Annotated in this window: 22 protein-coding genes; 9 read left to right on the forward strand and 13 right to left on the reverse strand. The window is 61.6% G+C overall.

Annotated elements, in window-relative coordinates:
* Positions 1 to 25 precede the first annotated feature (25 nt).
* The 3 genes from otnC to ltnD are packed head-to-tail and all read right to left on the reverse strand — an operon-like array spanning position 26 to position 2,966.
* Positions 26 to 679 (reverse strand): 3-oxo-tetronate 4-phosphate decarboxylase, encoded by a 654-nt coding sequence (gene otnC / locus U0O11_RS10015; RefSeq protein ID WP_077371185.1) that lies wholly within the window; start codon positions 677 to 679, stop codon positions 26 to 28.
* Complete coding sequence (gene otnK / locus U0O11_RS10020) at positions 676 to 2,028, reverse strand: 3-oxo-tetronate kinase (protein WP_324689712.1); 1,353 nt, start codon at positions 2,026 to 2,028, stop codon at positions 676 to 678. Before otnK ends, otnC begins: the two co-directional genes overlap by 4 nt.
* Complete coding sequence (ltnD, locus tag U0O11_RS10025; RefSeq protein ID WP_192839235.1) at positions 2,028 to 2,966, reverse strand: L-threonate dehydrogenase; 939 nt, start codon at positions 2,964 to 2,966, stop codon at positions 2,028 to 2,030. Before ltnD ends, otnK begins: the two co-directional genes overlap by 1 nt.
* A 162-nt stretch (positions 2,967 to 3,128) precedes the next feature.
* Here ltnD and U0O11_RS10030 point away from each other — a divergent pair, with 162 nt between their 5' ends.
* The 5 genes from U0O11_RS10030 (at position 3,129) to U0O11_RS10050 (ending at position 7,968) form a co-directional block, all read left to right on the forward strand.
* Entirely contained in the window at positions 3,129 to 4,166 is a 1,038-nt protein-coding gene (locus U0O11_RS10030) for a LacI family DNA-binding transcriptional regulator (RefSeq protein WP_324689713.1), read from the forward strand.
* 282 nt (positions 4,167 to 4,448) lie between these two features.
* The gene (locus U0O11_RS10035; RefSeq protein ID WP_324689714.1) at positions 4,449 to 5,384 is read left to right on the forward strand and encodes a 3-keto-5-aminohexanoate cleavage protein; all 936 of its coding nucleotides are present in this window, start codon (positions 4,449 to 4,451) and stop codon (positions 5,382 to 5,384) included.
* A complete protein-coding gene (locus tag U0O11_RS10040) occupies positions 5,381 to 6,334 on the forward strand; it encodes an L-carnitine dehydrogenase (RefSeq protein WP_324689715.1) in 954 nt (317 codons plus the stop codon). The genes U0O11_RS10035 and U0O11_RS10040 overlap by 4 nt, the downstream gene beginning before the upstream one ends.
* Positions 6,334 to 6,801 (forward strand): thioesterase family protein, encoded by a 468-nt coding sequence (locus U0O11_RS10045; protein ID WP_324689716.1) that lies wholly within the window; start codon positions 6,334 to 6,336, stop codon positions 6,799 to 6,801. Before U0O11_RS10040 ends, U0O11_RS10045 begins: the two co-directional genes overlap by 1 nt.
* A gap of 120 nt (positions 6,802 to 6,921) precedes the next feature.
* On the forward strand, positions 6,922 to 7,968 hold the full coding sequence (locus tag U0O11_RS10050; protein ID WP_324689717.1) for an alpha/beta hydrolase: 1,047 nt from the start codon (positions 6,922 to 6,924) through the stop codon (positions 7,966 to 7,968).
* A gap of 156 nt (positions 7,969 to 8,124) precedes the next feature.
* On the opposite strand, the gene U0O11_RS10055 is transcribed toward U0O11_RS10050, so the two are convergent.
* Together U0O11_RS10055 and U0O11_RS10060 are read right to left on the reverse strand one after the other, a co-directional pair.
* Positions 8,125 to 9,030 (reverse strand): hypothetical protein, encoded by a 906-nt coding sequence (locus tag U0O11_RS10055; RefSeq protein WP_324689718.1) that lies wholly within the window; start codon positions 9,028 to 9,030, stop codon positions 8,125 to 8,127.
* A gap of 168 nt (positions 9,031 to 9,198) precedes the next feature.
* Entirely contained in the window at positions 9,199 to 9,354 is a 156-nt protein-coding gene (locus tag U0O11_RS10060) for a hypothetical protein (protein WP_324689719.1), read from the reverse strand.
* Between the two features lie 292 nt (positions 9,355 to 9,646).
* Between U0O11_RS10060 and U0O11_RS10065 the strand changes: the two genes are divergently transcribed.
* Entirely contained in the window at positions 9,647 to 10,636 is a 990-nt protein-coding gene (locus U0O11_RS10065; RefSeq protein ID WP_324689533.1) for an IS481 family transposase, read from the forward strand.
* Here U0O11_RS10065 and U0O11_RS10070 read toward each other — a convergent pair.
* From U0O11_RS10070 to U0O11_RS10105, 8 genes are all read right to left on the reverse strand, one after another.
* A complete protein-coding gene (locus U0O11_RS10070; protein ID WP_324689720.1) occupies positions 10,611 to 11,120 on the reverse strand; it encodes a hypothetical protein in 510 nt (169 codons plus the stop codon). The two genes, U0O11_RS10065 and U0O11_RS10070, sit on opposite strands and share 26 nt — an antisense overlap.
* A 364-nt stretch (positions 11,121 to 11,484) precedes the next feature.
* Positions 11,485 to 12,036 carry a hypothetical protein gene (locus tag U0O11_RS10075; protein ID WP_054557167.1) on the reverse strand — a complete coding sequence of 184 codons (552 nt, stop codon included), beginning with the start codon at positions 12,034 to 12,036 and terminating at the stop codon, positions 11,485 to 11,487.
* Positions 12,033 to 12,653, reverse strand: a complete 621-nt coding sequence (locus U0O11_RS10080) for a HupE/UreJ family protein (protein WP_054557166.1) — start codon at positions 12,651 to 12,653, stop codon at positions 12,033 to 12,035. Before U0O11_RS10080 ends, U0O11_RS10075 begins: the two co-directional genes overlap by 4 nt.
* Before the next feature lie 207 nt (positions 12,654 to 12,860).
* On the reverse strand, positions 12,861 to 13,952 hold the full coding sequence (locus U0O11_RS10085) for a YHYH protein (RefSeq protein WP_324689721.1): 1,092 nt from the start codon (positions 13,950 to 13,952) through the stop codon (positions 12,861 to 12,863).
* A gap of 228 nt (positions 13,953 to 14,180) precedes the next feature.
* Complete coding sequence (locus U0O11_RS10090) at positions 14,181 to 14,531, reverse strand: hypothetical protein (RefSeq protein WP_054557164.1); 351 nt, start codon at positions 14,529 to 14,531, stop codon at positions 14,181 to 14,183.
* Positions 14,532 to 14,680: 149 nt separating this feature from the next.
* Positions 14,681 to 15,280 carry a YHYH protein gene (locus U0O11_RS10095; protein ID WP_324689722.1) on the reverse strand — a complete coding sequence of 200 codons (600 nt, stop codon included), beginning with the start codon at positions 15,278 to 15,280 and terminating at the stop codon, positions 14,681 to 14,683.
* A 138-nt stretch (positions 15,281 to 15,418) separates the two neighbouring features.
* Positions 15,419 to 15,724: a hypothetical protein gene (locus tag U0O11_RS10100; RefSeq protein WP_324689723.1), complete on the reverse strand. Its 306-nt coding sequence runs from the start codon at positions 15,722 to 15,724 to the stop codon at positions 15,419 to 15,421.
* A gap of 334 nt (positions 15,725 to 16,058) precedes the next feature.
* A complete protein-coding gene (locus tag U0O11_RS10105; protein ID WP_054557162.1) occupies positions 16,059 to 17,015 on the reverse strand; it encodes a GlxA family transcriptional regulator in 957 nt (318 codons plus the stop codon).
* A gap of 539 nt (positions 17,016 to 17,554) precedes the next feature.
* Here U0O11_RS10105 and U0O11_RS10110 point away from each other — a divergent pair.
* From U0O11_RS10110 to U0O11_RS10120, 3 genes are all read left to right on the forward strand, one after another.
* Positions 17,555 to 19,342 carry a BCCT family transporter gene (locus U0O11_RS10110; RefSeq protein WP_324689725.1) on the forward strand — a complete coding sequence of 596 codons (1,788 nt, stop codon included), beginning with the start codon at positions 17,555 to 17,557 and terminating at the stop codon, positions 19,340 to 19,342.
* Between the two features lie 575 nt (positions 19,343 to 19,917).
* Complete coding sequence (locus U0O11_RS10115; protein ID WP_324689727.1) at positions 19,918 to 21,615, forward strand: BCCT family transporter; 1,698 nt, start codon at positions 19,918 to 19,920, stop codon at positions 21,613 to 21,615.
* 363 nt (positions 21,616 to 21,978) lie between these two features.
* Complete coding sequence (locus tag U0O11_RS10120; RefSeq protein ID WP_324689729.1) at positions 21,979 to 23,487, forward strand: BCCT family transporter; 1,509 nt, start codon at positions 21,979 to 21,981, stop codon at positions 23,485 to 23,487.
* The last annotated feature ends 369 nt before the right edge of the window (positions 23,488 to 23,856 follow it).

Here is a 23,856-nt window from a genome sequence, read left to right on the forward strand (position 1 = left end):
ATTTCACAGACGAAGACGTCATCACTCAGGGGCGCCCGAACTTGGCTTCGAGTTCCGCCACCTGTTCCGGGGTCATCCCACGTGGGTTCTTGCCCTGCAGCAGCAGGAACAGCTTGGCGGTTTCCTCAAGCTCTTCCGTGGCATAGACCGCCGCCTCCAGCGTCTTTCCAGCCACCACCGGGCCATGATTGGCCAGCAATACGGCGCAGTGCTTGCCGGCCAGGCCACGCACGGCATCGCCCAGCGCGGGGTCGCCCGGCATGTAATAAGGCACCAGCGGTAGCTTGCCGACCCGCATCACGTAATAGGCCGTCAGCGGAGGAATGCACTCGCAGGGATTCACATCCGGCAGGCAGGACACCGCCACCGAGTGGGTCGAATGCAGGTGGACGATGGCACCCGACTGCGGGCGCTCGTCATACATGGCGCGATGCAGGAAGTGCTCCTTGGTCGGCGCGTCGCCATCGATCAACACACCCTGGGCGTCGAGGCGCGAGATGCGCGCCGGGTCCAGGCGCCCCAGGCAGGCATTGGTCGGCGTCATCAACCAGCCGCCATCGTCCAGCCGCTGGCTGATGTTGCCGCTGGACCCCATGGTCAGGCCGCGGTCGAACAGTGACTTGCCGTAGGTGGCGATCTGCTCACGCAACACGTTGATATCGTGCCGTGACTGACTCATGCGTTCTCCTCGCGAGGATTCATGGCATCCAGCACGTCGAATGCCCGGGTAAAGAAGTCTTCGCCCCCGAAGTTGCCGGACTTGAGTGTCAGCGAGAGCATCGCCTCCGGCTGCGAGGGGCCGGCGGCCGGGTGCGGTGCCTGTGTCCAGGGCACGCCGGGGTCGATCTGACCGCCGATACGCAGCTCCCGGATATCGAGCGCCGAGACCACCGCGCCGGAGGTCTCTCCCCCCGCCACCAGCAGACGCCCGACGCCTTCTCCAACCAGCGTGCTGGCCAGACTGGCCAGGGCGCACTCGATGAGCTCACCGGCCTGCTTGACGCCCAGTGACGCCTGCGCCGCCTTGACGCTTTCCGGCTCGGCCGAGGCGTAGATCAGAAATGGCTTGGGCTCCGTCGCCGCCAGTTGCTCACGGGCGAAGCTCAGCGCCGCCTCGAAGTGGGCATCGCTCGCGTTGAGCTTGACGGGGTCCAGCGCGAAGGCAGCATGCTGCTGCGTGAAGTGCGCCACCTGCTTGAGCGTCATGCGAGAACAACTGCCGGACAGCACCATCGCGGCGCCCTGCGCCGGGGCCAGCACCGCCGCATCATCGATCGGCTCAAGCCAGCCCTTGCGGCGGTACTGGGCAGGCAAGGCCTGGGCGAGGCCAGAGCCACCGGTGACCAGCGCGTGATCCACCAGCGCCTCGGCCAGTACCTCGAGATCCTGCTCATCGAGACTGTCACAGACCACATGACACACGTCTTGATGGGCAAGCTCGTCCAGACGCTGACGGGCCGCCTGCGCGCCGCGGCGTAGAGTGGCGTGATCGAGCAGCCCCACGCCATGGGGCGTCTGGCGTGACAGCACGCGCACGATGTCGGCATCGGTCATCGGGTTGAGGGGATGATGCTGCATGCCGCTGTCATTGAGCAGGCGGTCGCCGACGAACAGATGGCCCTGATAGACACTGCGTCCGTTGATGGGGAACGCCGGCACGAAGGCCGTCTGCGTGGCGGACAAGGCCTCCAGCAAGGCATCGGCGACCGGCCCGATGTTGCCCTCGGGCGTGGAATCGAACGTCGAGCAGTACTTGAAGAACAGCTGGCGCGCGCCCTGGGCTTTCAGCCATTCAAGCGCCGCGAGGGATTCACTGATCGCCTGATCCACCGGGCAGCTGCGCGACTTGAGCGCGACCACCACGGCGTCGACCTCAGTCAGGTCCAACCCGTTCGCCGCCCCTTCCTGCAGCGCGTCCTGGGGTACCCCGATCACCTGCACGGTGCGCATGCCGGCACGTACCAGGTTGTTGGCAAGATCCGTCGCGCCGGTGAAGTCATCGGCGATTCCGCCCAGTACGATCGGCATCACTGCGCTCCTTCATCATTCGCGGCCGGCAGGCTGAAACTGCCGAGACGCTGATAGACCTTGATGACGGCCGAGTCATCCTCGCGCCCGAAGCCTGCGCCACTGGCGGCGGTGAATTGCTGCAGGGCACTGCCGGCCACCGGCATGGCAAGCTTCAGCTCGCGCCCGGTGCTGTGCACGATGTTGAGGTCCTTGACGAAGATGTCGACGGCCGACAGCGGCGTGTAATCGCCCTTGAGGATGTGCGGCACGCGATTCTCGAACATCCAGGAATTGCCCGCGGAATGGGTGATGACGTCATACAGGGTGTCGGGGTCGATCCCCATGCTCATGCCCAGCGCCATGGCTTCTGCCGCCGCCGCGATGTGCACGCCGGCGAGATGCTGGTTGACCAGCTTGACGCTCGAGCCCGGGCCGGCGCAGTCGCCCAGCCGATAGACATTGGCCGCCATCGCCGCCAGCACGCGTTCCGCCTTGACGTAAGCCGCTTCACTGCCGGAGGACATCACGGACAGCTCACCACTGCGTGCCTTGACGGCGCCGCCGCTGATCGGGGCGTCGAGCAGCTCCAGCTGCATGCCGTTCAGGCGGGTTTCGAGTTCGCGCGCGAAGCTCGGCGCCACGGTGGCGCACTGGATCACCAGGCTACCCGGCGCGAGTCGCTCGGCCAGACCGCCCTCACCCTGCGCCCCGAACAGCACCTGCTCGACCTGATCGGCATTCACCACGACCAGCACCACCACCTGACACTCGGCCGCCAGTTCCAGCGGCGAGGCAACGGCGCGGCCACCCGCCGCTTCGAAGGCCTGACAGGCGGCGGGCGAGATATCACAGCCGATCACGTCCAGGCCTGCTTCCAGCATGGCGCGCGCACTGCCCATTCCCATCGCGCCGAGGCCGACAAGGCCGATCACTGGTGAAGTCGTTGCTGCTGTCATCTCGCATCTCCCGCGGAAGCTGTTTCAAGTGATGATCAAGGCGACCTCATGCGGCGCACCGATCAGCACTTCACTGAATGTTAGCGCTACCATGTTAGCGCTAACATCATTAATAGATTAGGCTCCAAGCCACGACAAGCGGCAAATGAGAAAACGCGACATATGTCTAATCCACCATCATCTCCCCGCCGCAGCCGCAAGGGTGCCATGCAGCCGACCCTGAATGACGTGGCCCGGGAAGCAGGGGTCTCCTCGATCACCGTCTCGCGCTACTTCAATAGCCCCGACAGCGTGCGCGAAGCGACCCGCATCAAGGTCGAAGCGGCCATCGAGAAGGTCGGCTACGTGCGCAACATGATTGCCGGCAGCCTGGCCTCGGCCTCCAGTCGCGTGATTCCGGTGATCGTGCCCTCGCTGTCCAACGTGGTGTTCATCGACGTGATCAAGGGCCTGCAGGACGAATTCGAGGCGCACGGCTATCAGCTGCTGCTGGGCAAGACGGATTACGATCTGGCTCGGGAAACCCAGCTGATCCGTACCTTTCTGGGCTGGTCGGCCGCGGGTCTGGTGGTGACGGGGCTGCGCCATGACGATGCGACGCGCCAGATACTGGAGAACTGGAATCAGCCGATCGTTGAGATCATGGAGCTGGGGGAAGGCTTGGATCTGAACGTGGGTATGGATCATGTCGCCGCCGGACGCGCCATGACCGAGCACCTGCTGGCACGCGGGTATCGCACGATCCACTTCGCCGGTGCCGAGCTCGATCGCGACTATCGCGCAGCGATGCGCTATGCCGGGCATCGTGAGGCGCTGGCGGCAGCCGGCATCGAGGACGCTCCCCTGCTCGACCTGCCCGTGCGGCAACAGATGACCAGCGGTGCTCAGGCGCTTGAGCGTATCAAAGCGACATTCCCTGACTGCGACGCCATCCACTTCGCCAACGATGACATGGCCTGTGGTGCCATTCTCGCCGCCGCGCGGCTTGGGGTGCGTATCCCGGACGACATCGCCATCGCCGGCTTCAATGGCCTGCCGATCGGGGAGCATGTCACGCCGCGCCTCACCACCATCGTCTCACCGCGAGAGCAGATCGGCCGCATGGCAGCGCGCAAGCTGCTGGCGCGCATCAATGGTGAACCCGTCGGAGAACTGAGCCACGACCTGGGGTTCACGCTGCGGGCCGGTGGCAGCACCTGAGGCCACGAAGCCCCCCCTCTGGCGCAGCCAGATTGGCTCACGATCGAGGCCTCTCAACGACGCATTCGCGTCCGTCAGGGCGAGTTGGCGCCCAGCCTGAGCAAAGTTGACGTAAAACGCAAAGTATCCGGCGTCTTCTGATCATCTCGCTACCCTCAACTTCACGACACTGTGTTCAACAAAGGCGCAGAGGCGATGCGACCGGGACGTGCAGGTTGACGTCTGGTGACATTGCTGCTGCGACTTACCGCAGACAAGTGTTCTGACACGTGAGGCCCGACGATGAATCGCAAGACTATCCTGACATGCGCCATCACTGGCGCGGGTGATACCGCCAGCAAGAACCCGAATGTCCCGGTGACGCCGAAGCAGATTGCCGATGACTGCATCGCGGCTGCCAAGGCCGGTGCCAGCGTGGCCCACATTCACGTGCGTGATCCGGAGACCGGCGGCATCAGCCACTCCACCGAACACTTCCGTGAAGTCATGGACCGTGTGCGTTCCGCCGACACCGACATCGTCATGAACATCACCGCCGGTGGTGGCGGCGACTGGATTCCGGACGCCAATGACCCGACTCGTGGTGGCCCGGGCACCGACATCCAGACCCCGGCCGAGCGTCACGCGCCGATCCAGGCACTGCTGCCGGAACTGTGCACCCTGGACTGCGGCAGCCTGAACTTCGGCGACATGGTCTACATCAACACCGCTGACTGGCTGCGCGAGCACGCTCGCCTGGTGCAGGCCGCTGGCGTCAAGCCGGAGCTCGAGTGCTTCGATCTGGGCCACGTGTGGTTCGCCCGCCAGCTGCAGCAGGAAGGTCTGCTCGACGACGACCTGCTCTTCCAGCTGTGCCTGGGCATCCCGTGGGGCGCGGAAGCCGACACCGAAACCATGCTGACCATGAAGAACAAGCTGCCGACCAACTCCAACTGGGCAGCCTTCGGCATCGGCCGCATGCAGATGCCGATGGTCGCACAGGCCGTGCTGCTGGGCGGTCACGCTCGCGTCGGTCTCGAAGACAACCTCTATCTGTCCAAGGGCGTGATGGCGACCAATGCCCAGCTGGTCGAGAAGTCCTCCGGCATCATCGAGAACCTGGGTTCCAGCGTGATGACCCCGGCCGAGACGCGTGAATTCCTCAAGCTGCGTGATCCGTCCACCGGCAAGACCGCTGGCGACGTGGCAGCTCTCGAAACCGCTGGAGGTGTCGCATGAGCCAGTTGTCTGTCGTAGGAACCGGTGTCATCGGTAATGGCTGGATCTCACGCGCACTGGCCAATGGCTGGGATGTGGTCGCCTTTGACCCGGCGCCGGACGCCGAAGCCCGCACCCGCGCCTTCGTCGCGAATGCCTGGCATGCGCTTGAGAAGGATGGCCTGGCAGAGGGTGCCTCCGTCGAGCGTCTGCGCTTCGCCGCGACCCTCGAGGAAGCCGTGGTCGGCGCCGACCTGATCCAGGAAAACGTGCCGGAGCGTCTGCCGCTCAAGCAGGAAATCCTCAGCGCCATCGATGCCGCGGCCGAAGAGCACGTCGTGATCGGCTCTTCCACCTCCGGCTTCAAGCCGACCGATCTGCAACAGGACTGCAAGAAGGCACCGGGCCGCGTCATCGTCGCTCACCCCTTCAACCCGGTCTATCTGCTGCCGCTGGTCGAGCTGGTCGGTGGCGAGCACACCTCACCGGCACTGCTGGAAGGCGCCCGCGATGACTACCAGCAGCTGGCGATGCGTCCGCTGATCGTGCGTCGCGAGATCGAAGGTCACATCGCTGACCGCCTGATGGAAGCGCTGTGGCGTGAAGCCCTGCACCTGGTCAACGACGGCGTCGCCACCACCGAAGAGATCGACGCTGCCGTCGTCTATGGCTGTGGTCTGCGCTGGTCGCTGATGGGCACCTTCCTGACCTTCCACCTGGCAGGCGGCGAGCCGGGCATGCGTCACATGCTCGAGCAGTTCGGCCCGGCACTGAAACTGCCGTGGACCAAACTCGAAGCGCCGGAGCTGACCGACGAGCTGATCGACAAGGTCGTGGAAGGCTGCGAATACCAGGCTGCGGGCCGCCCGGTCGCCGAGCTGGACCGTCGTCGCGATGAATTCCTGGTCGAGCTCTTGAGCCTGACGCGCAAGTACTGGCCGGAAGCCGAAGGCCTCGAGGGACGTATCTGATGGGCCTGATCGAGATCACGGTGCCGCATGAGTGGGTCGACTATAACGGCCACATGAATGATGCCGAGTACGCGCGTGCCTTCTCGATGGCGGTCGAAGCCTTGATGGAGCACGTGGGGCTGGATGCCGAGGGTCGTCGCGAACACGACCTGACCATCTACACCCTGGAGACGCATCTGTGCTATCTGGCGGAAGCGCATGAAGGCCAGACGCTCAAGGTCAAGGTGCTGCTGCTGGACCATGACGCCAAGCGTCAGCATGTGCTGTTCACCCTGACGGATGCCGACGGCGGCGAGATCGCCACCAGCGAGCAGATGCTGATGGCAATGAGCATCAGTGGCGGTCGTCCGACGCCCTGTCCGGAATCGGTGGCAGAGCGCATTGCCGCCCTGCCCCAGCCGGCAGGCGACGATGACTGGCCCAAGGCGGCCGGTCGTCGTATCGCCATCCGCCGCAAGACGGCCTGAGACGTGTGACAATCGATGTCCGCTTCGGATAACAAGTCGCTGATTTAGCGTCGAAACCCGCACCCTGCCAGTCTTCTGGCGGGGTGTTATTGTCTTGGGACACCCGCCGAGAGCCGATTCATGACCATGACGCCTTCCCCCATCACCTGTCGCGCCTTCATCGATGACTTCGCGCGCGGCATGGATGAAATGGTAGAGATGCCCCTGGCAGACGCCCGCAAGCGCTATGAACAACTGTGCCAGCAACTTGGCGCGCCGCTCGCCGAGGGCGTCACGACCCACGAGAATCACGTCGAGATCTCCGGCCGGGCAACGCCGCTGCGCCTGCGCCACTTCATCCCGGAGGTGGCACGCAAGGCGGAAGGCAACCTGCCGGCACCGGTGGTGTTTCTGCACGGCGGGGCCTGGCAGATAGGCTCGCCGGAGAGCCATCAGGGCATCGCCTCCAGCCTGGCCGCCCAGCTGGGGCGTGAGGTGGTCAGTGTCGATTATCGTCTGCTGCCGGAAGCCAACTATCAGGACGCACTGGCGGATTGTCTGGCGACCATCGAGCACCTCTCCGCCACTGTCGAACCGGTGGCCATCGTCGGTGACAGCGCCGGCGCTCGACTGGCGATGGATGTGGCGCGCCGACTCGATACCGAGATGCCCAACATCGGCCTGCAGGGCACGCGCATGCAGAGCCTCGGCACCCACGGCGCGGAAATGGAGACGGCCCACCATCAGGAGCATCCGGCCCCCGACAAGCCCACAAGCTATGTGCTGGGGCTGATCTACCCGCCGATGGACCCGGTCTTCGTGCTGGCCAAGGAGAACGAGTTCGCGCTGGGTTCGGATGCGCCGCTGCTCGGCCGCGATGAAGTGGTCAGCATGTGGCTGACCGTCGCCGAGGGCGACCGCTCCGCCAGCTACTCTCCATCACCTGCCCATTCCCAGCAGCCGCCGGCACGCCAGATCGAAGTGCTGGCCGCCGAACATGACCCGCTGACCCAACCGCTGGAAGCAGCGGTGGATGTCTGGCGCTGGCGCGGTGCCGATGTCGGCTATCGCAGTGCAAGCGGCATGGTGCATGCGGCGCTGCACGCGCATCATGCGCTCCCCGAGATGCAGCACGCCTGGCAGGCCTTCTGTGAAGCCCTCGATCGGCGCCTGTGCGCCCTGGACTAGCGCAAGCCCCTCACGTACACAAACGCCCAGCCACGAAAGTCGTGACTGGGCGTTTGCGCATCTGGACACAGACATAGCTGGTGACCGACATAGTTGACGGCAGATATAGCTGATGACTGAAAGGCCCGGTGGAACCGCTCGAGCGTCAGCTGTCGGTCAAGTCTTCAGACTCGCCGGTGACATGAAGCGCAGCTCGATGGCGACCGGGCACTGATTGATTCGCTGATGCCACTCTTGCTCCAGCCGCTTCCGCGTCATGTCCTGAGACGAATCCTCCGTCAGCACGACCACGACGATCAGCCTGAAATTGGCCTCCAGGGTGCGGTCCGCCAGCAGCGCTTCGTAGAGCAGACTTTGCAGCACCGTCTGCGCTCTGGCGTAGTGCTTGAGCACCTTCACTTCAATGAACGTGAAGGGGGCACTTTCCCCCTCGAGCAGCGCATCGAAGCAGGCATCGGTCTCCCCGACACGCACATGACGCGTCATCGCGCCGCTCGCACTACCGCCCGCAGTGGAGGATTCCTGCATCTGACGCAGCACCGCATCCTTCAGCTGGGTCATCTGCTGGCGATGATGATCCAGATGCTCGGCACGCGATAACGACGTCTTCTCGTCGGTGCCGTCCTGAGGGCTCAACAGCTGCGCGACATCGGCATCGTCGACGGCCTGCCCGCTATCCTCATCTGCGGCTGATACCTGAGCCTCGGCGTCTGCTCCACCCTGCTGCCAATCACTCTCCCCCAGCGACTCCTGCACCTCGCGAGTCAGACGCTGCTCTTGCTCGGCTGGCGATAGCGTGCGCATGAAGGAGCGGTCCTTGTCGTAATCCCCCGGCGCATACAACTTGCCGTGATGATGGGTCACGAGTCGATAGAACACCGCCAGCACCAGCAGCGGAAACACCACGATGAAACCGATCAACGGCCATCGCTCCGCCACCGTCAGCGTCTCGGCCGCCGAATTCAGCAACAGACTCGCGAAGCCATAGATCAACGAGATGAACAACGCGATGATCCCCAGCGGGTTCCGCGCCAACTGCCTGGCATATTTCATGAACTGCATATGCGCTCCATTCCTTGGGGCTTACTGAGGGTGTCCTCATGCGATGGGGTGCATGATTTTAAAATGCAAGGCCGCAGAATACATCTTGATGGCCAAGTCCTAATACTCAGCAGTATAATTTTATAACAGACAGCCTTTACTAAAATCGAATCAAGCTAACAAATAATATTATTTTCCTGCGATGCGCTCAAGTTCTTGCTCAAGCTCGACAATACATGAAGAATTTAGAGCAATACCAATATTATTAGGAATTTGAGTTATCGGAGTGGCAATATTTGTAGTAGGCGCAACTACAATTCTAATTTCACCTGCTGCAGTATGCATCGCTCCTGCATAATGTACTCCAAGCAGCTTAATTCTATGACTTCCCATATGGGTATTGCCATGCTCATCAATATAACTACCAATATTAGCTAGAAATACAGGTGATCCGCTTGAACCAGGAAAGCTTGCTATATCAGTGAGAAACTCTCTTTTTCCATTCCAGTTTACATTCGAGTGCGTTGCTGTAATTCCTTTTCTAATTGTAGGGTGCCGGATGATCGGATTTCACAACGAAGCTATCCTTTGTTAGCCTCTCGTGAGCTCATCAAGCAATTGATTCAGGAAAAGCTTCATGGACATCAAGCTGCATAAGCAAGCGACGACGACACCGAAAATCCGTGCCGACATCCAAGCAGCTCCCTCCAGCATGACGAACAAAGATCTCGCTCGTCAGTTCGGGGTCAGCGTCTCAACTATACAGCGCTGGCGCTATCGTGATGATGTCCTGGATCGTTCCCACACACGTCATAACCTACTCGCGACTCTGACCTCAGAACAGGAAGAGATCGTCATCGCCGCACGTGAACTGCTTCGCCTGGGGCTCGATGATCTACTTGTCGTTGCTCGGGAATTCCTGAACCCCAATCTGTCGCGTTCCGCACTTCAGCGCATGCTCAAACGACGTGATGTGCCGACTCTCGCCAAGTTGGCGCGTCAAGATGCGAAGGAGGACGAGAAGCCCAAGCATCGGCCTTTCAAGGATTATGAGCCCGGGTATGTGCACATTGATATCAAGCACCTGCCCCAAATGCCTGACGAAGATCAGAAGCGTTATCTCTACGTCGCGATTGATCGTGCCACTCGGTGGGTGTATCTGGAGGTCAGATCAAGTCAATCTGCAAAGGATGCCCAGGCGTTCATGAAGCGTGTGGAAGAGGAGGCTCCCTTCACGATTCGAACCGTGCTCACGGACAACGGTAAATCCTTTACCGATCGCTTTACCGTGGGTGGCGAACGTAAGCCCAGTGGAAATCATCTTTTCGATCAGGAATGTCAGCACCATGGCATTGAGCATCGATTGATCAGGCCAGGCAGACCCCAAACGAACGGGATGGTGGAGCGCTTCAATGGGCGTATCAGCGATGTTCTGGCGACTCGGCGTTATGACTCAAGTGAGGATTTAGAACAGACACTCGAGCGTTATTGCTGGCTCTATAACCACCACATTCCTCAGAAGGCACTACACCACAAAGCGCCTATAGCAGCAATGAAGGAGTGGCAGGTCGAACGACCGGAGCTGTTTACGCAAGCTGTAGTCAATCAGACGGAACCCGACATCTAATCACAGGGTAGTTGTTTACGCTATCCCATATACCATTAGGATATCCGATCATCACAATATCTTCCATAGCTGAATATTTACTTCTCTCTATCTCACTAGGTATCAAATTCATAAGCAAGGGAACATAAAATAGTTTTTTATCTGATTTTTCTACTTTATGAATTAGAGGGGCTATTGGAAACGCCACTAAATCGATATTCTCATCTGGATGTTTTACACAAATATTCTCGAAATCAGAAACACTAAACGTCTCGTGCGACCCAATAATAGGCTCGCCACTTTCATTTGCCAATGTAACGCTAAATTGTCCCTGTACAGCACCAGCCACAACATGCTTATTTGTAATAATGACAGGTACATGCTTATCGCTTTTTACTAACAAATGCATATAGAACCCAGTCCCTGAAGCCCTCCCACCTTCAGCAGTAGTTGTAACGATTCTTACTGTACTATGCGTAAGCTGCTCCATTATACCTAGCGACATTTTATATTCCTTAGAAACATGAGATGCACGAATATCAAAATAACTAATATAGACTCATGTGTGAATAAGCGCCACATTTTTCACAATACCTGCTTACCCCATCATCTAAAAATCAACCTTATTAACCCATAGGGAAACCTACTTAAAGATTAACCAAGATTTAGAGTTCTCGTGTTAACAGATGGTTGAATGCACGACGATTCGGGGCAGATAGACGATCACGTTTGCTCCCTTGAAAAGGAGGCAACCAAAGGTGAAAACTGTCAGATATAGGCGAGTAGACCACTGTTATCTACAGCAGCCTACTCACCTTAGGCCCGACTTAAAAATCAGAGTGATAAGTACTGATACCCAAAGGCCAGCCTCACCACTGCATCACGATGAAGGTCAGGGTCATCACGCCGATGGCGACCAGCCAGGCGCCCAGCACGCGTTGGGCGATGACGAAAGCCGACTCGGGGAGCAAGCGCCCGGCCAGTGCAAGAATCCCCCAGCCGGCGACAACGATGAGGAGTATGGCCGTCATTACGCCCAGTAGTATTGCCACTGGGGTAGTGGCCACGTCATGCCCGACGAACAGCAGGGCGACCACCAGCCCCGACAACGTTGCCGGGACACGCGCCATCAGCGCCCTGCCCCACAGCGTGCGCAGCGGTAGATGAATCGACACCAGCAAGGCCGTGACGATCGCAAAGCCCACCACTGCCATCACCAGCGAATCCGGCGCGTACAGCGCCACCACGATTCCCAGCACCATGGCATTGATCAGACGCAGAACACCGCGCAGCCACTCACCAGTCGTGAAGCGGCTCTGACAGGCAACGCCCACCAGACTGGCCGTCAGCAGCAGATACAGAATTACCGGACTTCCGGTGGCGGCGCGAACACCCAACAGCCATTGATCCCATATCATCATGCCAGGGCCTCCATCAGGAAGTAGACACCCAACAGCGCCGTCACTGCGCCCAGTACCCGCAGCAACACGCCCTGATGAAAGCGCTCTGCCACTACGCCCACGCCGATACCGGCGGCATGCAGACTGCCGGTGGCCAACATGAAGCCCATCGCGAAGGCGAAGGGATCAGAGGCCAGGGGCAATTCCGCCCCGTGGGCGTAGCCATGACAGATCGCGAACACCGAGACCACCAGACAGGCGAGCCACAGCGGCAGTGCGACCCGCCACACGATGAAGGCGCCGAGCACCAGCGCGGAAAGCGCGATACCGATCTCGATGCCAGGCAGCGCCAGGCCCACGATGCCGACCACGCTGCCCAGCGCCATGATCATCGGGAAGACGACCGGCAGTAGCCAGGTGGCGGGCCGCCCCAGAATCACGCCCCACAGGCCCACCGCCACCATGGCCGTGAAGTGATCAAGCCCGGTCAGGGGATGCAGGAAGCCCGCGGCAAAGCCGCCGACCGAATCGGTATCGACATGGGCATGCGCAGCCCCGGAGAACATGACCAGCAATAGGCCCAGGCGAGAGATGGCTGCCCGCGTGAGTCGCGGCGCCGAAAAGCGGGTGAACGTCATGAGGTAACAATCCTTCGGTGAAAAGCATGAAGCCCCGCGGCAATGCAGGTCTCTCGCATGGCCGCAGGGCTTCTTCATACAGCACGCTATTTCATGCAGCGCTTGTGCTCAGGCAGTCCGCGCGACTGTCGGCAAGGTGGCGCGCCAGGCTGCCGCACCAAGCTGCCGCCCTAGGCTTCCACTCGGCAGCCTGATGGACATCCGCCCCTACTGCTCGCTGGATGCCTGAGACGGGGCCTCTGACGGCTGATCAGACTCCGGGCGATCAGACGTGTCCTTCTCCGGCCCACCCGGTCCGGGGCCCTGGCCCGGTATGCGCGGCGAGCCGATGCCCATGCTGGCCGTGGTCACGAAGTTGTCCTTGGCGACCACGCCCTTGAGGCACTTGGGTAGATTCGGGAACTCGTCGGTGGCGTGATAATGGTACTCGCCCTCGGGGTGGCGCTCGGTCGGGCCGAAGTGACCATTGCAGCTGTCGAGGTCCGTCGGGGCGCTGCCGCCGGCGTCCTGGGTGCCGAACATCGGATAGCCATCGAAGGCATAGGCGAACTGGGCGGTATGGCTCTGTGGCAGCTGACAGTGGGCATCGACACCGTGCTCGTCATAGAGGGTGTCGATATCGGTCGCCGTGGCATGCCAGTGATACCAGCCACCGGGATCGACATGCCCGCCGCAGGTATCCAGCGCCGGCAGGTTGCCGGTATCCAGCACTGACGGGGCATCAGCGAAGATCGGCACGCCATCCAGGGCGAGACCGATCTTGGCGACGGTGCCCAGCGGTGTGGGCTCGTCAGCCTCGACCGGTTCGAGGGGCAGCAGCACGGTCATCTCGACGCTCTCATCCTCGGCCACGTTGAGGCAGTTGTTGGCCTCGACCGGCCTCTTGCTCAGGTCCGTCATGATGTGGAGCGATTCGTCGTCATCATGGAAATGGAAGCCGAGCGTATCGAGCATCTCGAAGAAGGCGCGATCCAGCAGATACAGGCCCGAGTTCTCGCCATCCCAGTCCCAGATACCGCCCTCGTCATCCAGAGATGGCGGGCAGAACGGGCCGGTTTTCAGGCCATCCGGCTTGTACTTGACCACCAGACGGGTGCACTGGGTCTGTGTGCCATTTTCCAGCGTACAGCTCACCGTTTCAGGGGCTTTCACCAGCGCGGCCGAGGAGAATTGGCTCGGCACGACTTCAGCGTGAGCCGCGCCGGCCATCAGCATCGCGACCGAGGCTGACAGCACAGCAGCGGGCAAGCGTGCCTTGTGCCGCACGGCAGTTGCACGCTGAGGAGGTGTGATGGTCATTCAATGACTCCTGACAGGACGCTTGAACATCGCGGTAAGCGCAAGGTGTCACCGCGAGAGAAAGGGGGAATCAACCAGAACACATGCAAAAGAGAGCGCTTCAGTCCAAAAGCCAGCACTGACAACCGGCAGCCCACAGACAGCAACGCCCGCCCTCTGATTCCATGCAACATCATCAGAGTGGCGGGCGAAGCATTCACGGTGCATGCGGCGCAGGCGCCTTCAGCCTCAGCGCTCCGCTGGGCCGCCCGGCGGCTTGGCACCCTCGGGCAGACAGGCAAGGCCTTCGCCGCCATCGGCCGGCGCGTCACCTGATGCCCCCGGGCCAGGGCCGCCCTCGGGCGGTGCAATGCACTGACCGGGGATCAGATCCTGCTGACCTTGCACCTGAATCTGACACTGGTCTCCCACCTGCTTGGCGATACATGCCTCCAACGCTTCCTGAGGCGGCTTGCCGCGCGGCGGTTGCTGCGCCGCACTCACGGCACTGACTGCCAGCAGGGCGCCGGTAATGGCAAACATTGCGCCACTGCGGGCGATGGCCTGACTCACGCCAGAGAGACCAGAAAGCTTCATCATGCTCGTTCCTTGTGTATTCGTGCGGATGAACGCAGGGTGCCGCCAGAGTGTGCAGGCAATATGTCAGAAAGCCGCAACCACGCCGACAACCCGAGGCAACCCCAGCACTCGCAAGGGCTCCCCCATGCACACGAGAGAAGCCTTCGGCATCAGGCCTCGTCGTGAGGCTTCTGCCCTTCAGGCCCGCCCTCGGGCGGCCCACCTGCCGGGCGCTCATCTGCCTTGCAGACCGCATCCGGCGAGTCGAGCGCACAGCCGATCTCGCCCTTGAAGCAGCCCAGAATCTCGTTCTTCTCGGCACTGTTACCGTGATAGTGATAGCCGATCCCTGCCGCGACGTGACCGCTGCAGGCATCCAGCCCGGCCTTTTCGGCATCCTCACCGGTCAGCTTGGCCAGTATCGGGTAACCGTCCATCGCGAAGCCGATCATCGGGGCATCCGCCTCAGACTTCTCCTGTTTTGGGCTACAGCCATTGGCACCGTGGTAGTGATAGCCCACGTGCAGATTCACATGCCCCCCGCAATCGTCGAACGGGGCCAGAGTATGGGCAGCGAGAATCGCATCCTGCGGCGCTGCGGCGTCGAATCTGACGCCATTGAAGGCGATGCCCCGCGGGCCAGGCGTGCGCCCTGCCGCCTCACCCTGTCGGGCGACAGGCACCAAGGGCAGCACATAGGTGGTCTCGACGACCTCATCCATGTATTCCGTGCGGCATTCCACGCAGTAGTTGTTGTACTCCTCGGCCACATCCGGCCGCGCCGCCTGATCACACGCGGTCCTGGTATCGGTGACGTGAACCTTGCCGGTGTCCTCATCGAACAGCTGCCACTCGGGATCATCATAGAAGGTGGCCAGATTCTCGATGAAGGCACCATCGACGTCGTATTACGTGCCGTCGCGCACCCAGATACCGCCCTCATCAGCAGTGTCCGAGATATTGCCCGGGCACCAGGGGCCCATCTCTTCGGCGGCCAGCGAGTTCTTGAGCGTGATGCTGAAGCACTGGGTCTCGGTGCCGCCGGAAAGCGTGCAATCCACCACCTCGGGGCCTGCCACGACGCTGTCGGCATCGAACATCGTCTTGATAGTTGCCAGGCGCTCGCTCATGTCGGTGCCGTGGGCCACGGCGGTCGTGGAGGCCATCAAGGCGATGGCGCTCCCCAATAGCAGCTTGCTTGTCAGATGCTTCATTCCCCATCCCCTTGTCATTGCGAAAGTCGCTCTCATGCCTCTGCAGGCCACACGCAGCTGTCACTCACCCGCGGCAAACGCCGGCTGAAACCTCGTACTTCCTCCAGCACAAGACGCACCCTGCCAGACAGCATGGCATCTCAAGGCGTGGATACCCGCTTTCTGGCAGCCTTTCCCATCAGATCACGTTTTTGACACGCGGGTATGACAGCCGCATGAGGACCACCGACAAAAGCCAGTGGTGAGAGCCGAACGCAGGCAAGGTGGCGCACGAACTTGCAGCAATTGTTGAAAGCAGCGCCCTTGTGTTGAAAGCAGCGCCCATGGCCAAGCCTCAGCGCGTCTGGCGCGGGGAATGCCCGAAGTGGTTGCGGTAGGCACGCGAGAAGCTTGAGCTGGAGGTAAAGCCGCTCGACAGCCCGACCGAGAGAATATCGAGGTCGGTTTCCTTGAGCAGATGCCGCGCCCGCTCCAGGCGCAACCGCAGGTACCAGGCCCGCGGCGAGGTCGACAGCTCCTGCTCGAACAGGCGCTGCAGCTGGCGCAGCGAGACGCGACAGCGCTTCGCCAACTCCTCCAACGACAAGGGGGTGTCCAGGTTCTGCTCCATCAGGGCGACCGCATCGACCAGCTGGCGCTTGTGGGTGCCCAGGCGGCGCGCCAACGTCATGCGCTGCTGGTCCGTCCGCGTGCGCATGCGGTCGTGTACCAGCTGCTCCGAGACATCCACCGCCAGCGCCGTGCCGTGCCGGCGGGCAATCACATCCAGCGCCATGTCCATCGCGGCTGCCCCACCGGCACAGGAAAAGCGCCGCGCGCCCAGCTCGAACAGCTCATCCGAGGTGCTGATGGTCGGGAAGCGCTCACGAAACGCCGGCAGGCTTTCCCAGTGCAGCGTGACGCGCTCGCCGTCCAGCAGTCCTGCCGCCGCCAGCAGGAAACAGCCGGTATCCAGGCCACCCAGCACACAGCCTCCGCCATCGAGACGATGCAGCCAGCCCGTCAAGGCGCGATTGAGGTGCGCCTCGGGCTCGAAACCGCTGCATACCGCCAGCGAAGGCAGGGAGCGAATATCGAGAATGCTGTGGTCGGCGACCAGCGTCATGCCACTGGATGACGTGACCGGCTGGCCATCCTCACTTATGAGCAGCCAGCGAAACAGCGGCTTGCCACTGATGCGATTGGCGATGCGTAGAGGCTCCACGGCCGCGAAGAACGCCATCATCGAGAAGCGTGGCAGCAAGAGAAACCCGATGGTTTCCGGTAGCGGGCCGATGTAATCGAGTCGCATCGTGCAGTGGCTCCAGAGAGTGAGAAGGTGAATCCGCCCTGCCCGGCGGCTGAGCGCAAGCAGCGTCAATGACGTCGTGAGGGCAAGCCCCTGAGGTGCAGGCTCCGCTCACGACCCTGCACCGCTTGGATGTTATCCCGAAAGCGTCCCACAGACGGCCAACATTGTCGCATTCAGACAAGCAATGGTCGCATCACGTCAAGAATATCATTGCATGATTTCTGCCTCTCGGACAGCCACGACGCCCCTGCGCGATAGCCCTTGCCAATGAGTCTGCGTGACCGAATGGGCTCGCTGGCGAACGCGCTTTTCTGACACAGCCAATTTTCCAGAAGCTGTAGCCATCAAAATCAATTCCATACATAATATATTGTAATGCTTTGAGGGAGTTAGCGTCTTCTAGCGCCTCTCGACAAGCATTCACGTCTTCATCTCGTTGCCTTATCGACAACAATTTTTCGCGACAGATGAACGGTCATTCCGCCGTGACCGCGACAGGGAACGCTGGCCCTACGACCAGCTCGAACAGGAGATATTGCGTGACCCCACCTCAGCCTGACCCCACCTCACCTGACAATTCCAGTACCAAAAACGCCAGCACCAAAAAAACCACCTCAGACGGCAGCGCCGCGGCAGTCGTCGGTTCTCAGCGCTACCATTCGCCGGACCTGAGCCTGCGCGTCGAGACCTCCGGCCCGCTCAAGGGCATGCACAAGGGCATGACCCTGACCTCCGCCGGCCTGCTGCTGCTTTTCGTTCTCGCCACCGGCCTGGCTCCCGAGCTGTCCTCCAGCTTGTTCGGCGCCGCACGCGCCTGGATCGAATCCACCTTCGGCACCTATTACCTGGTGACCATCGTCGGTCTGATCGGCCTGTGCATTGCCCTCGTCTTCTCTCCCTGGGGCAAGCTGCGCCTGGGCGCGCCGGATAGCCGCCCCGAATTCTCGCGCTTCACCTGGATCTCGATGCTGCTCTCGGCAGGCGTCGGGATCGGCATCCTGTTCTTCGGCGTCGCCGAACCGATGTTCTACTTCGACAACTCCGGCGGCTTCGGCTACCCCAACAATCCGCACGCTGACCTCGCCGGCCATATGGCGATGGATCACGCCCGCGCCGTCGACGCTCTCAAGCAAGCCTTCTTCCACTGGGGCCTGCACGGTTGGGCGGTCTATGTCATCGTCGGCATGACGCTGGCCTACTTTGCCTATCGCCGTAATCTGCCGCTGGCACTGCGCTCCGCGCTCTATCCGCTGATCGGTGACCGCATCTACGGCCCCATCGGTCATGCCGTCGACATCATGGGGGTACTGGGCTGCGTGTTCGGTATCGCCACCTCGCTGGGGCTGGGCGTCAGTCAGATCGCCGTCGGCCTCAACCGCCTGACCGGTATCGACTCGGGTATCGGCACCCAGGTCGTGCTGATCGCGATCATCAGTGTGATCTCCATCGCCTCGGCGGTCTCCGGCGTCCAGCGCGGCATCCGCATCATTTCCGAGCTGAATGTCGGCGTGTCCGTCATCGTGGTCGGCAGCTTCCTGATCGGTGGCCCGACCCTGTGGCTGATCAGCATGTTCGGCGAGACGGTCGTCTCCTACGTGCGTGACGTCATTCCCATGGGCCTGTGGGTCGCGAGCACGCCGGTCGAGCGCGACTGGCAGGATGCCTGGACCATCTTCTACTGGGCCTGGTGGCTGGCATGGGCGCCGTTCATCGGTCTGTTCATCGCGCGTATCTCCAAGGGCCGCACCCTGCGTGAGTTCATCCTCGGCGTGCTGATTGCCCCGCCGCTGATCATCTTCATCTGGCAGACCCTGTTCGGCGGCACCGCCCTGCATCAGGAGCTGAACGCGGCCATGGGCCCGGGCACCGGCCAGCTGATGGGCATGATTCGCGACTGGAATCTGCCAGAGGCGCTGTTCGCCACCGCCGATGCGCTGGTGAGCAATGACATTCTCAGCACCGTGCTGACGTCGCTGCTGATCTTCCTGCTGATCAGCTGGTTCGTGACCAGCTCCGACTCCAGCACCCTGGTCATCACCACCATCCTGTCGATGGGCGATGAAGACCCGCTGCCGCGTCACCGCATCTTCTGGGGTGTCTGCATCGGCTCCGTCGCGGCGGTACTGCTGATGGCAGGCGGGCTCAAGGCGCTGCAGACGGTCCTGATGGCTGCCGCCCTGCCGGTCAGCTTCGTGATCCTCGCCATGACGCTTGGCCTGCTGGTCGCGCTGGTCGATGAATCACGCAGCATGATCACGTCGCGTCGTCAGCCGAAGACCGGCCCGCAAGCCACGCCGCGAACGGTCAGCCAGACCAACGCGGGCTAAGGCCTCTGCCAGTGATTTCGTAATGCAAGGCTCCATGACACAAGCGTAGAGAAGGCAGCGTGGCGCTCTCGGCACTTGTACCGGAATCACAGGCTCATTGGCCCGCATTTATAAGCATGCGTGTGACCACAGCATCATCAATGCCCGCTCAGGCCAACACCTGAGCGGGCATTGTCATTTCTGGCGTCTTTTGCATGCTCTTCACGTCGTGTTGTGGCAAGCAGGCGTCGCTTGCCTCCAACGTCCCCACACCGCACCTGACTAGTCTGGAAAGGCGCTCCCCTCGGCCTGACAGCCGGTTGCGCTGCTGACAGGACACTGACAGCAAAAGTGCCCAGCCAGGCACGCATGATGCTCTCTGCGTTCTCGAGATTGGCCATCCCCGGCATTGGCCTGAACGAGAACACCATCCCCGACTTTAGCCACTGGCCTTGCCCGTATCGATTCCGCTCTCAAGGCCTCAAGGCACTCAGGCCGCAGCAGGAGCGACAGCACAAACAACAATTAGATCGACAGCTCGAACAGCATTAGAACGACAGCTCACACAACAACTACAACAATTCAGGAGTCTTCTCATGGCAGCGACAGACCATGATCCACTCGGTGATCCCGCACCACACCCTTCGCAGAACAATGCCCTCACGGCACATATCCAGGTGGAAACCAGCGGCCCGCTCAAGGGCATGCACAAGGGCATGACCCTGACCTCGGCCGGCCTGTTGCTGGCGTTCGTCGTCGGGGCCGGTCTCTCACCCGATGGGGCGGCCACCATCTTCGGTGCCGCGCGCAGCTGGATCGAACATACCTTCGGCACCTACTACCTGGTGCTGGTGGTCGCGATGATCGCCCTGTCGCTGGTCCTGGTGTGTTCGCCGTGGGGCAGCCTGCGCCTCGGTCCCAAGGACAGCGCCCCGGAATTCTCGCGCTTCACCTGGATCTCGATGTTGCTCTCGGCTGGTGTCGGCATCGGCGTACTGTTCTTCGGTGTCGCGGAGCCGATGTTCTATTTCGACAATTCCAGTGGCTTCGGCTACCCCAACAACCCGCATGCGGATCTGGCCGGCGCGACCGCCATGGATCACGCCCGCGCCGTCGAGGCGCTCAAGGTGGCCTTCTTCCACTGGGGACTGCATGGTTGGGCGATCTACGGCATGGTCGGCATGACGCTGGCCTACTTCGCCTATCGCAAGAAACTGCCGCTGGCGCTGCGTTCCGCGCTCTATCCGCTGATCGGTGATCGCATCTACGGCCCGATCGGCCATGCCGTCGACATCATGGGCGTGCTGGGCTGCGTGTTCGGTATCGCCACCTCACTGGGGCTGGGCGTCAGCCAGATCGCGGTGGGCCTCAATCGCCTCACCGGTCTGGATGCCGGCATCGGCACCCAGCTGGCGCTGATCGTCGCGATCAGTGCGATCTCGATCGCCTCGGCGGTTTCCGGCATCAAGCGCGGGATTCGCTTCATCTCCGAGCTGAACATCGGCGTGTCGGTCCTCGTGGTCGGCAGCTTCCTGATCGGCGGCCCGACGCTGTGGCTGATCTCGCTATTCGGCGAGACGCTGCTGGCCTATCTGCGCGATGTGGTGCCGATGGGGCTGTGGGTCGCCGAGACCGCGGGAGAAAACAGCTGGCAGGTCGGCTGGACCATCTTCTACTGGGCCTGGTGGCTGGCGTGGGCGCCGTTCATCGGGCTGTTCATCGCCCGCATCTCCAAGGGCCGCACCCTGCGTGAATTCATTCTGGGCGTGCTGATCGCGCCGCCGCTGATCATCTTCATCTGGCAGGCGCTGTTCGGCGGTACCGGCCTGTATCAGGAGCTGACGGCCAGCATGGGGGCCGGCAGCGGCGAGCTGATGACGCTGGTGCGCAACTGGAATCTGCCCGAAGCGCTGTTCGCCACCGCCGATGCCCTGGCGGGCAACAGCGTGCTGAGCGTCATCCTGTCGTCTCTGCTGATCTTCCTGTTGATCAGCTGGTTCGTGACCAGCTCGGATTCCAGCACCCTGGTGGTCACGACCATCCTGTCGCTGGGCGATGAAGAACCGCTGGCGCGCCACCGTATCTTCTGGGGCATCTGCATCGGGCTGGTGGCCGGTACGCTGCTGATGGCGGGCGGACTCAAGGCGCTGCAGACCATCCTGATGGCTGCCGCCCTGCCGATGAGCTTCGTGATCGTGGCGATGACGCTGGGTCTTCTGGTGGCGCTATGTCAGGAATCCGGCATCGCCCTCATGAAGCTCGGCAAGCCGAAGCCGGACAGAAGCCAGGCCTGAGCTTGAGGCTGAGAGTAAGCCTGAACCTGTGTCAGTCCCCCATAAAGCCTCACTGGCATGGCATGCTCTGCCAGACCGGTCCTGCCAACCCCCACTCGCCGAGCCATCCCGTCACAGGGGCGGCTCGGCGAGTCGCGTTGGGCATCACATCACGCTTGCGCCTGCCGATATCGCGCTGGAGTGGGCCCCCATGTCGCAACAAGCCAATTAGTTGTCGTGCATATCCAAAACTGCTTACCCAGTACGGATAGTCTTATGAGGTCCTTGCCATTCACAGGAGCTCAGCATCGGCCTCTTCAACGCGTCATCTCATCCCCGCATCACGTTGCCTGCCACGACAATAACAACATCAGGACTCGCACAATGACCCACCACTCGCCCTCTGCACAGCCTGCTTCTGATCAATCCGCGCCTGAACAACAGAACGCGCACTCCGCTGACGACATCTGCGGACTGGGAAACTCGGCCTGTGGCAAGGAGCAATACCTGACCTCGATCGCGACCGTCTGCGTGATCGCGCTGCTGATCGCTGCCGCCGCCCTGTTTCCCGAAGGATTTCTGGCCAGTCTCGATCTGATCAAGGGCTCGGTGATCGGCAACTTCGGCTTCCTGTTCACCTGGCCGGCCTTTGCCGTCTCGCTGCTGCTGGTCGCGGTCTGCTTTACCCCACTGGGCAAGCTGCGCTTCGGCGAAGGCGACCCTGAATTCCATACCCTGAGCTGGATGGGCATGCTGTTCGCCACCGGCATGGGCATCGGCCTGCTTACCTGGGGCGTGCTGGAACCCAAATATCACACCGATGCCGGCCTGAGCACCGACATGGCGCTGCTCAACGCCTTCAATCACTGGGGCCTGCTGGCCTGGGCCGGTTATCTGGCCATCGGCGCGCTCTTCGCCCACGCCATGTACAACATGAAGATGGCCAAGCCCGCCGAAGAACTACTGGGCAACGGCCTGTGGAGCAAGCTGAACCTGATCAGCCTCGTCGTTTCCACCGTCATTGGCCTGTCGCTGTCCTTCACCTACGCCACCACCCCGATCCAGCAGGGGCTGGTCAAGCTGGTCGGCATCGAGTTCAGCCCGACCCTGATCATCTGCGTGCTGGCCGTGTGCGCCATCATCTCCTCCGCCTCGGGCCTCAAGCGCGGCATCAAGTGGCTGAGCAACTACAACACCCTGTTCGCGATCATCCTGATGCTCGGCGTGCTGGTGCTGACCGTGCCCGACGATATCCTCTCCACCTTCGTGCGCCTGGTGCCGGAATACCTGCTCAAGTACCCCGCGATGGCCACCGATATCGGCCTGGGCGACCCAGAACGCAAGACATGGCTGGCAGACTGGCTGTATGCCTTCGAGGCGGCCTGGTATGGCTGGTTCATCTTCACCGGCGTCTTCATCGCCCGCATTTCCAAGGGCCGTACCCTGCGTGGCATGGTGCTGGGCGTGATGCTGGTGCCGACCCTGTTCTCATGCCTGTGGTTCGTGGTCTTCGGGCTCGGCAGCCTGAGCCTGGGCGTCGATGACGTCTTCGTGTTGATCGACACCATCGACAGCAGCGGTCTGCTGTCTCTGATCCTGACACTCAACATCCTGCTGTTCTTCATCACCAGCGCCGACTCCGCGGGCCTGGTGTGCGAGATGCTGACCGTCAAACGCTCACGAGCCTTCTGGATCGTCTCCATGGCGGCACTGGCTGTCGTGGTCAGCTGGCTGGGCGGCGATGTCTACAAGACCCTGCTGAGCCTGATCTCGGTCGCCGCCATCCCGGTCGCCTTCGGTATCTTCGCGCTGGTGATCGCCTTCGTGATCCGCGTACGCCGTGATCGCGCCACCCGCGCCATCCCGGCACCGGCGCCACTCACCCAGCGCTGAACCGCCATGGCGTGAGAGGCGTTGCAGCGTGTACCGACGCGATGCATGACAACGCAATCTGTCCAACGCGATCTATCCAAAACAACGGCCCTGCCCTCGAATGAGGTGCAGGGCCGTGTCACGTCTGATGAACACCTTTTTTCGCTACCCGCCACGAACGACACGTCTTGCGCCTTCGCCGCATTGACAGTCCATCAGCACACACTGATAGGCTGAAATGACTGGCAGAACGCTGGATTTTCAGCGCTTCATGCTGGCAAGACATCAAACATCCACAAGCCTTGCTGGCGTTTGTATTGCTGACAAGGCCATGCGGACATCGCCATTGCGCTCAGGCATGTGCCGAGTGCAATCCGATGCAAGGTGAAG

This window comes from Cobetia sp. D5, assembly GCF_035666195.1.
GTDB lineage: Bacteria > Pseudomonadota > Gammaproteobacteria > Pseudomonadales > Halomonadaceae > Cobetia > Cobetia amphilecti.

Excerpts from the sequence above, each read along its gene's own strand:
- otnC (WP_077371185.1), bottom strand. The coding sequence starts at position 679 with ATGAGTCAGTCACGGCACGATATCAACGTGTTGCGTGAGCAGATCGCC.
- otnK (WP_324689712.1), bottom strand. The coding sequence starts at position 2,028 with ATGCCGATCGTACTGGGCGGAATCGCCGATGACTTCACCGGCGCGACG.
- ltnD (WP_192839235.1), bottom strand. The coding sequence starts at position 2,966 with ATGACAGCAGCAACGACTTCACCAGTGATCGGCCTTGTCGGCCTCGGC.
- U0O11_RS10030 (WP_324689713.1), top strand. The coding sequence starts at position 3,129 with ATGTCTAATCCACCATCATCTCCCCGCCGCAGCCGCAAGGGTGCCATG.
- U0O11_RS10035 (WP_324689714.1), top strand. The coding sequence starts at position 4,449 with ATGAATCGCAAGACTATCCTGACATGCGCCATCACTGGCGCGGGTGAT.
- U0O11_RS10040 (WP_324689715.1), top strand. The coding sequence starts at position 5,381 with ATGAGCCAGTTGTCTGTCGTAGGAACCGGTGTCATCGGTAATGGCTGG.
- U0O11_RS10045 (WP_324689716.1), top strand. The coding sequence starts at position 6,334 with ATGGGCCTGATCGAGATCACGGTGCCGCATGAGTGGGTCGACTATAAC.
- U0O11_RS10050 (WP_324689717.1), top strand. The coding sequence starts at position 6,922 with ATGACCATGACGCCTTCCCCCATCACCTGTCGCGCCTTCATCGATGAC.
- U0O11_RS10055 (WP_324689718.1), bottom strand. The coding sequence starts at position 9,030 with ATGCAGTTCATGAAATATGCCAGGCAGTTGGCGCGGAACCCGCTGGGG.
- U0O11_RS10060 (WP_324689719.1), bottom strand. The coding sequence starts at position 9,354 with ATGCATACTGCAGCAGGTGAAATTAGAATTGTAGTTGCGCCTACTACA.
- U0O11_RS10065 (WP_324689533.1), top strand. The coding sequence starts at position 9,647 with ATGGACATCAAGCTGCATAAGCAAGCGACGACGACACCGAAAATCCGT.
- U0O11_RS10070 (WP_324689720.1), bottom strand. The coding sequence starts at position 11,120 with ATGTCGCTAGGTATAATGGAGCAGCTTACGCATAGTACAGTAAGAATC.
- U0O11_RS10075 (WP_054557167.1), bottom strand. The coding sequence starts at position 12,036 with ATGATGATATGGGATCAATGGCTGTTGGGTGTTCGCGCCGCCACCGGA.
- U0O11_RS10080 (WP_054557166.1), bottom strand. The coding sequence starts at position 12,653 with ATGACGTTCACCCGCTTTTCGGCGCCGCGACTCACGCGGGCAGCCATC.
- U0O11_RS10085 (WP_324689721.1), bottom strand. The coding sequence starts at position 13,952 with ATGACCATCACACCTCCTCAGCGTGCAACTGCCGTGCGGCACAAGGCA.
- U0O11_RS10090 (WP_054557164.1), bottom strand. The coding sequence starts at position 14,531 with ATGATGAAGCTTTCTGGTCTCTCTGGCGTGAGTCAGGCCATCGCCCGC.
- U0O11_RS10100 (WP_324689723.1), bottom strand. The coding sequence starts at position 15,724 with ATGAAGCATCTGACAAGCAAGCTGCTATTGGGGAGCGCCATCGCCTTG.
- U0O11_RS10105 (WP_054557162.1), bottom strand. The coding sequence starts at position 17,015 with ATGCGACTCGATTACATCGGCCCGCTACCGGAAACCATCGGGTTTCTC.
- U0O11_RS10115 (WP_324689727.1), top strand. The coding sequence starts at position 19,918 with ATGGCAGCGACAGACCATGATCCACTCGGTGATCCCGCACCACACCCT.
- U0O11_RS10120 (WP_324689729.1), top strand. The coding sequence starts at position 21,979 with ATGACCCACCACTCGCCCTCTGCACAGCCTGCTTCTGATCAATCCGCG.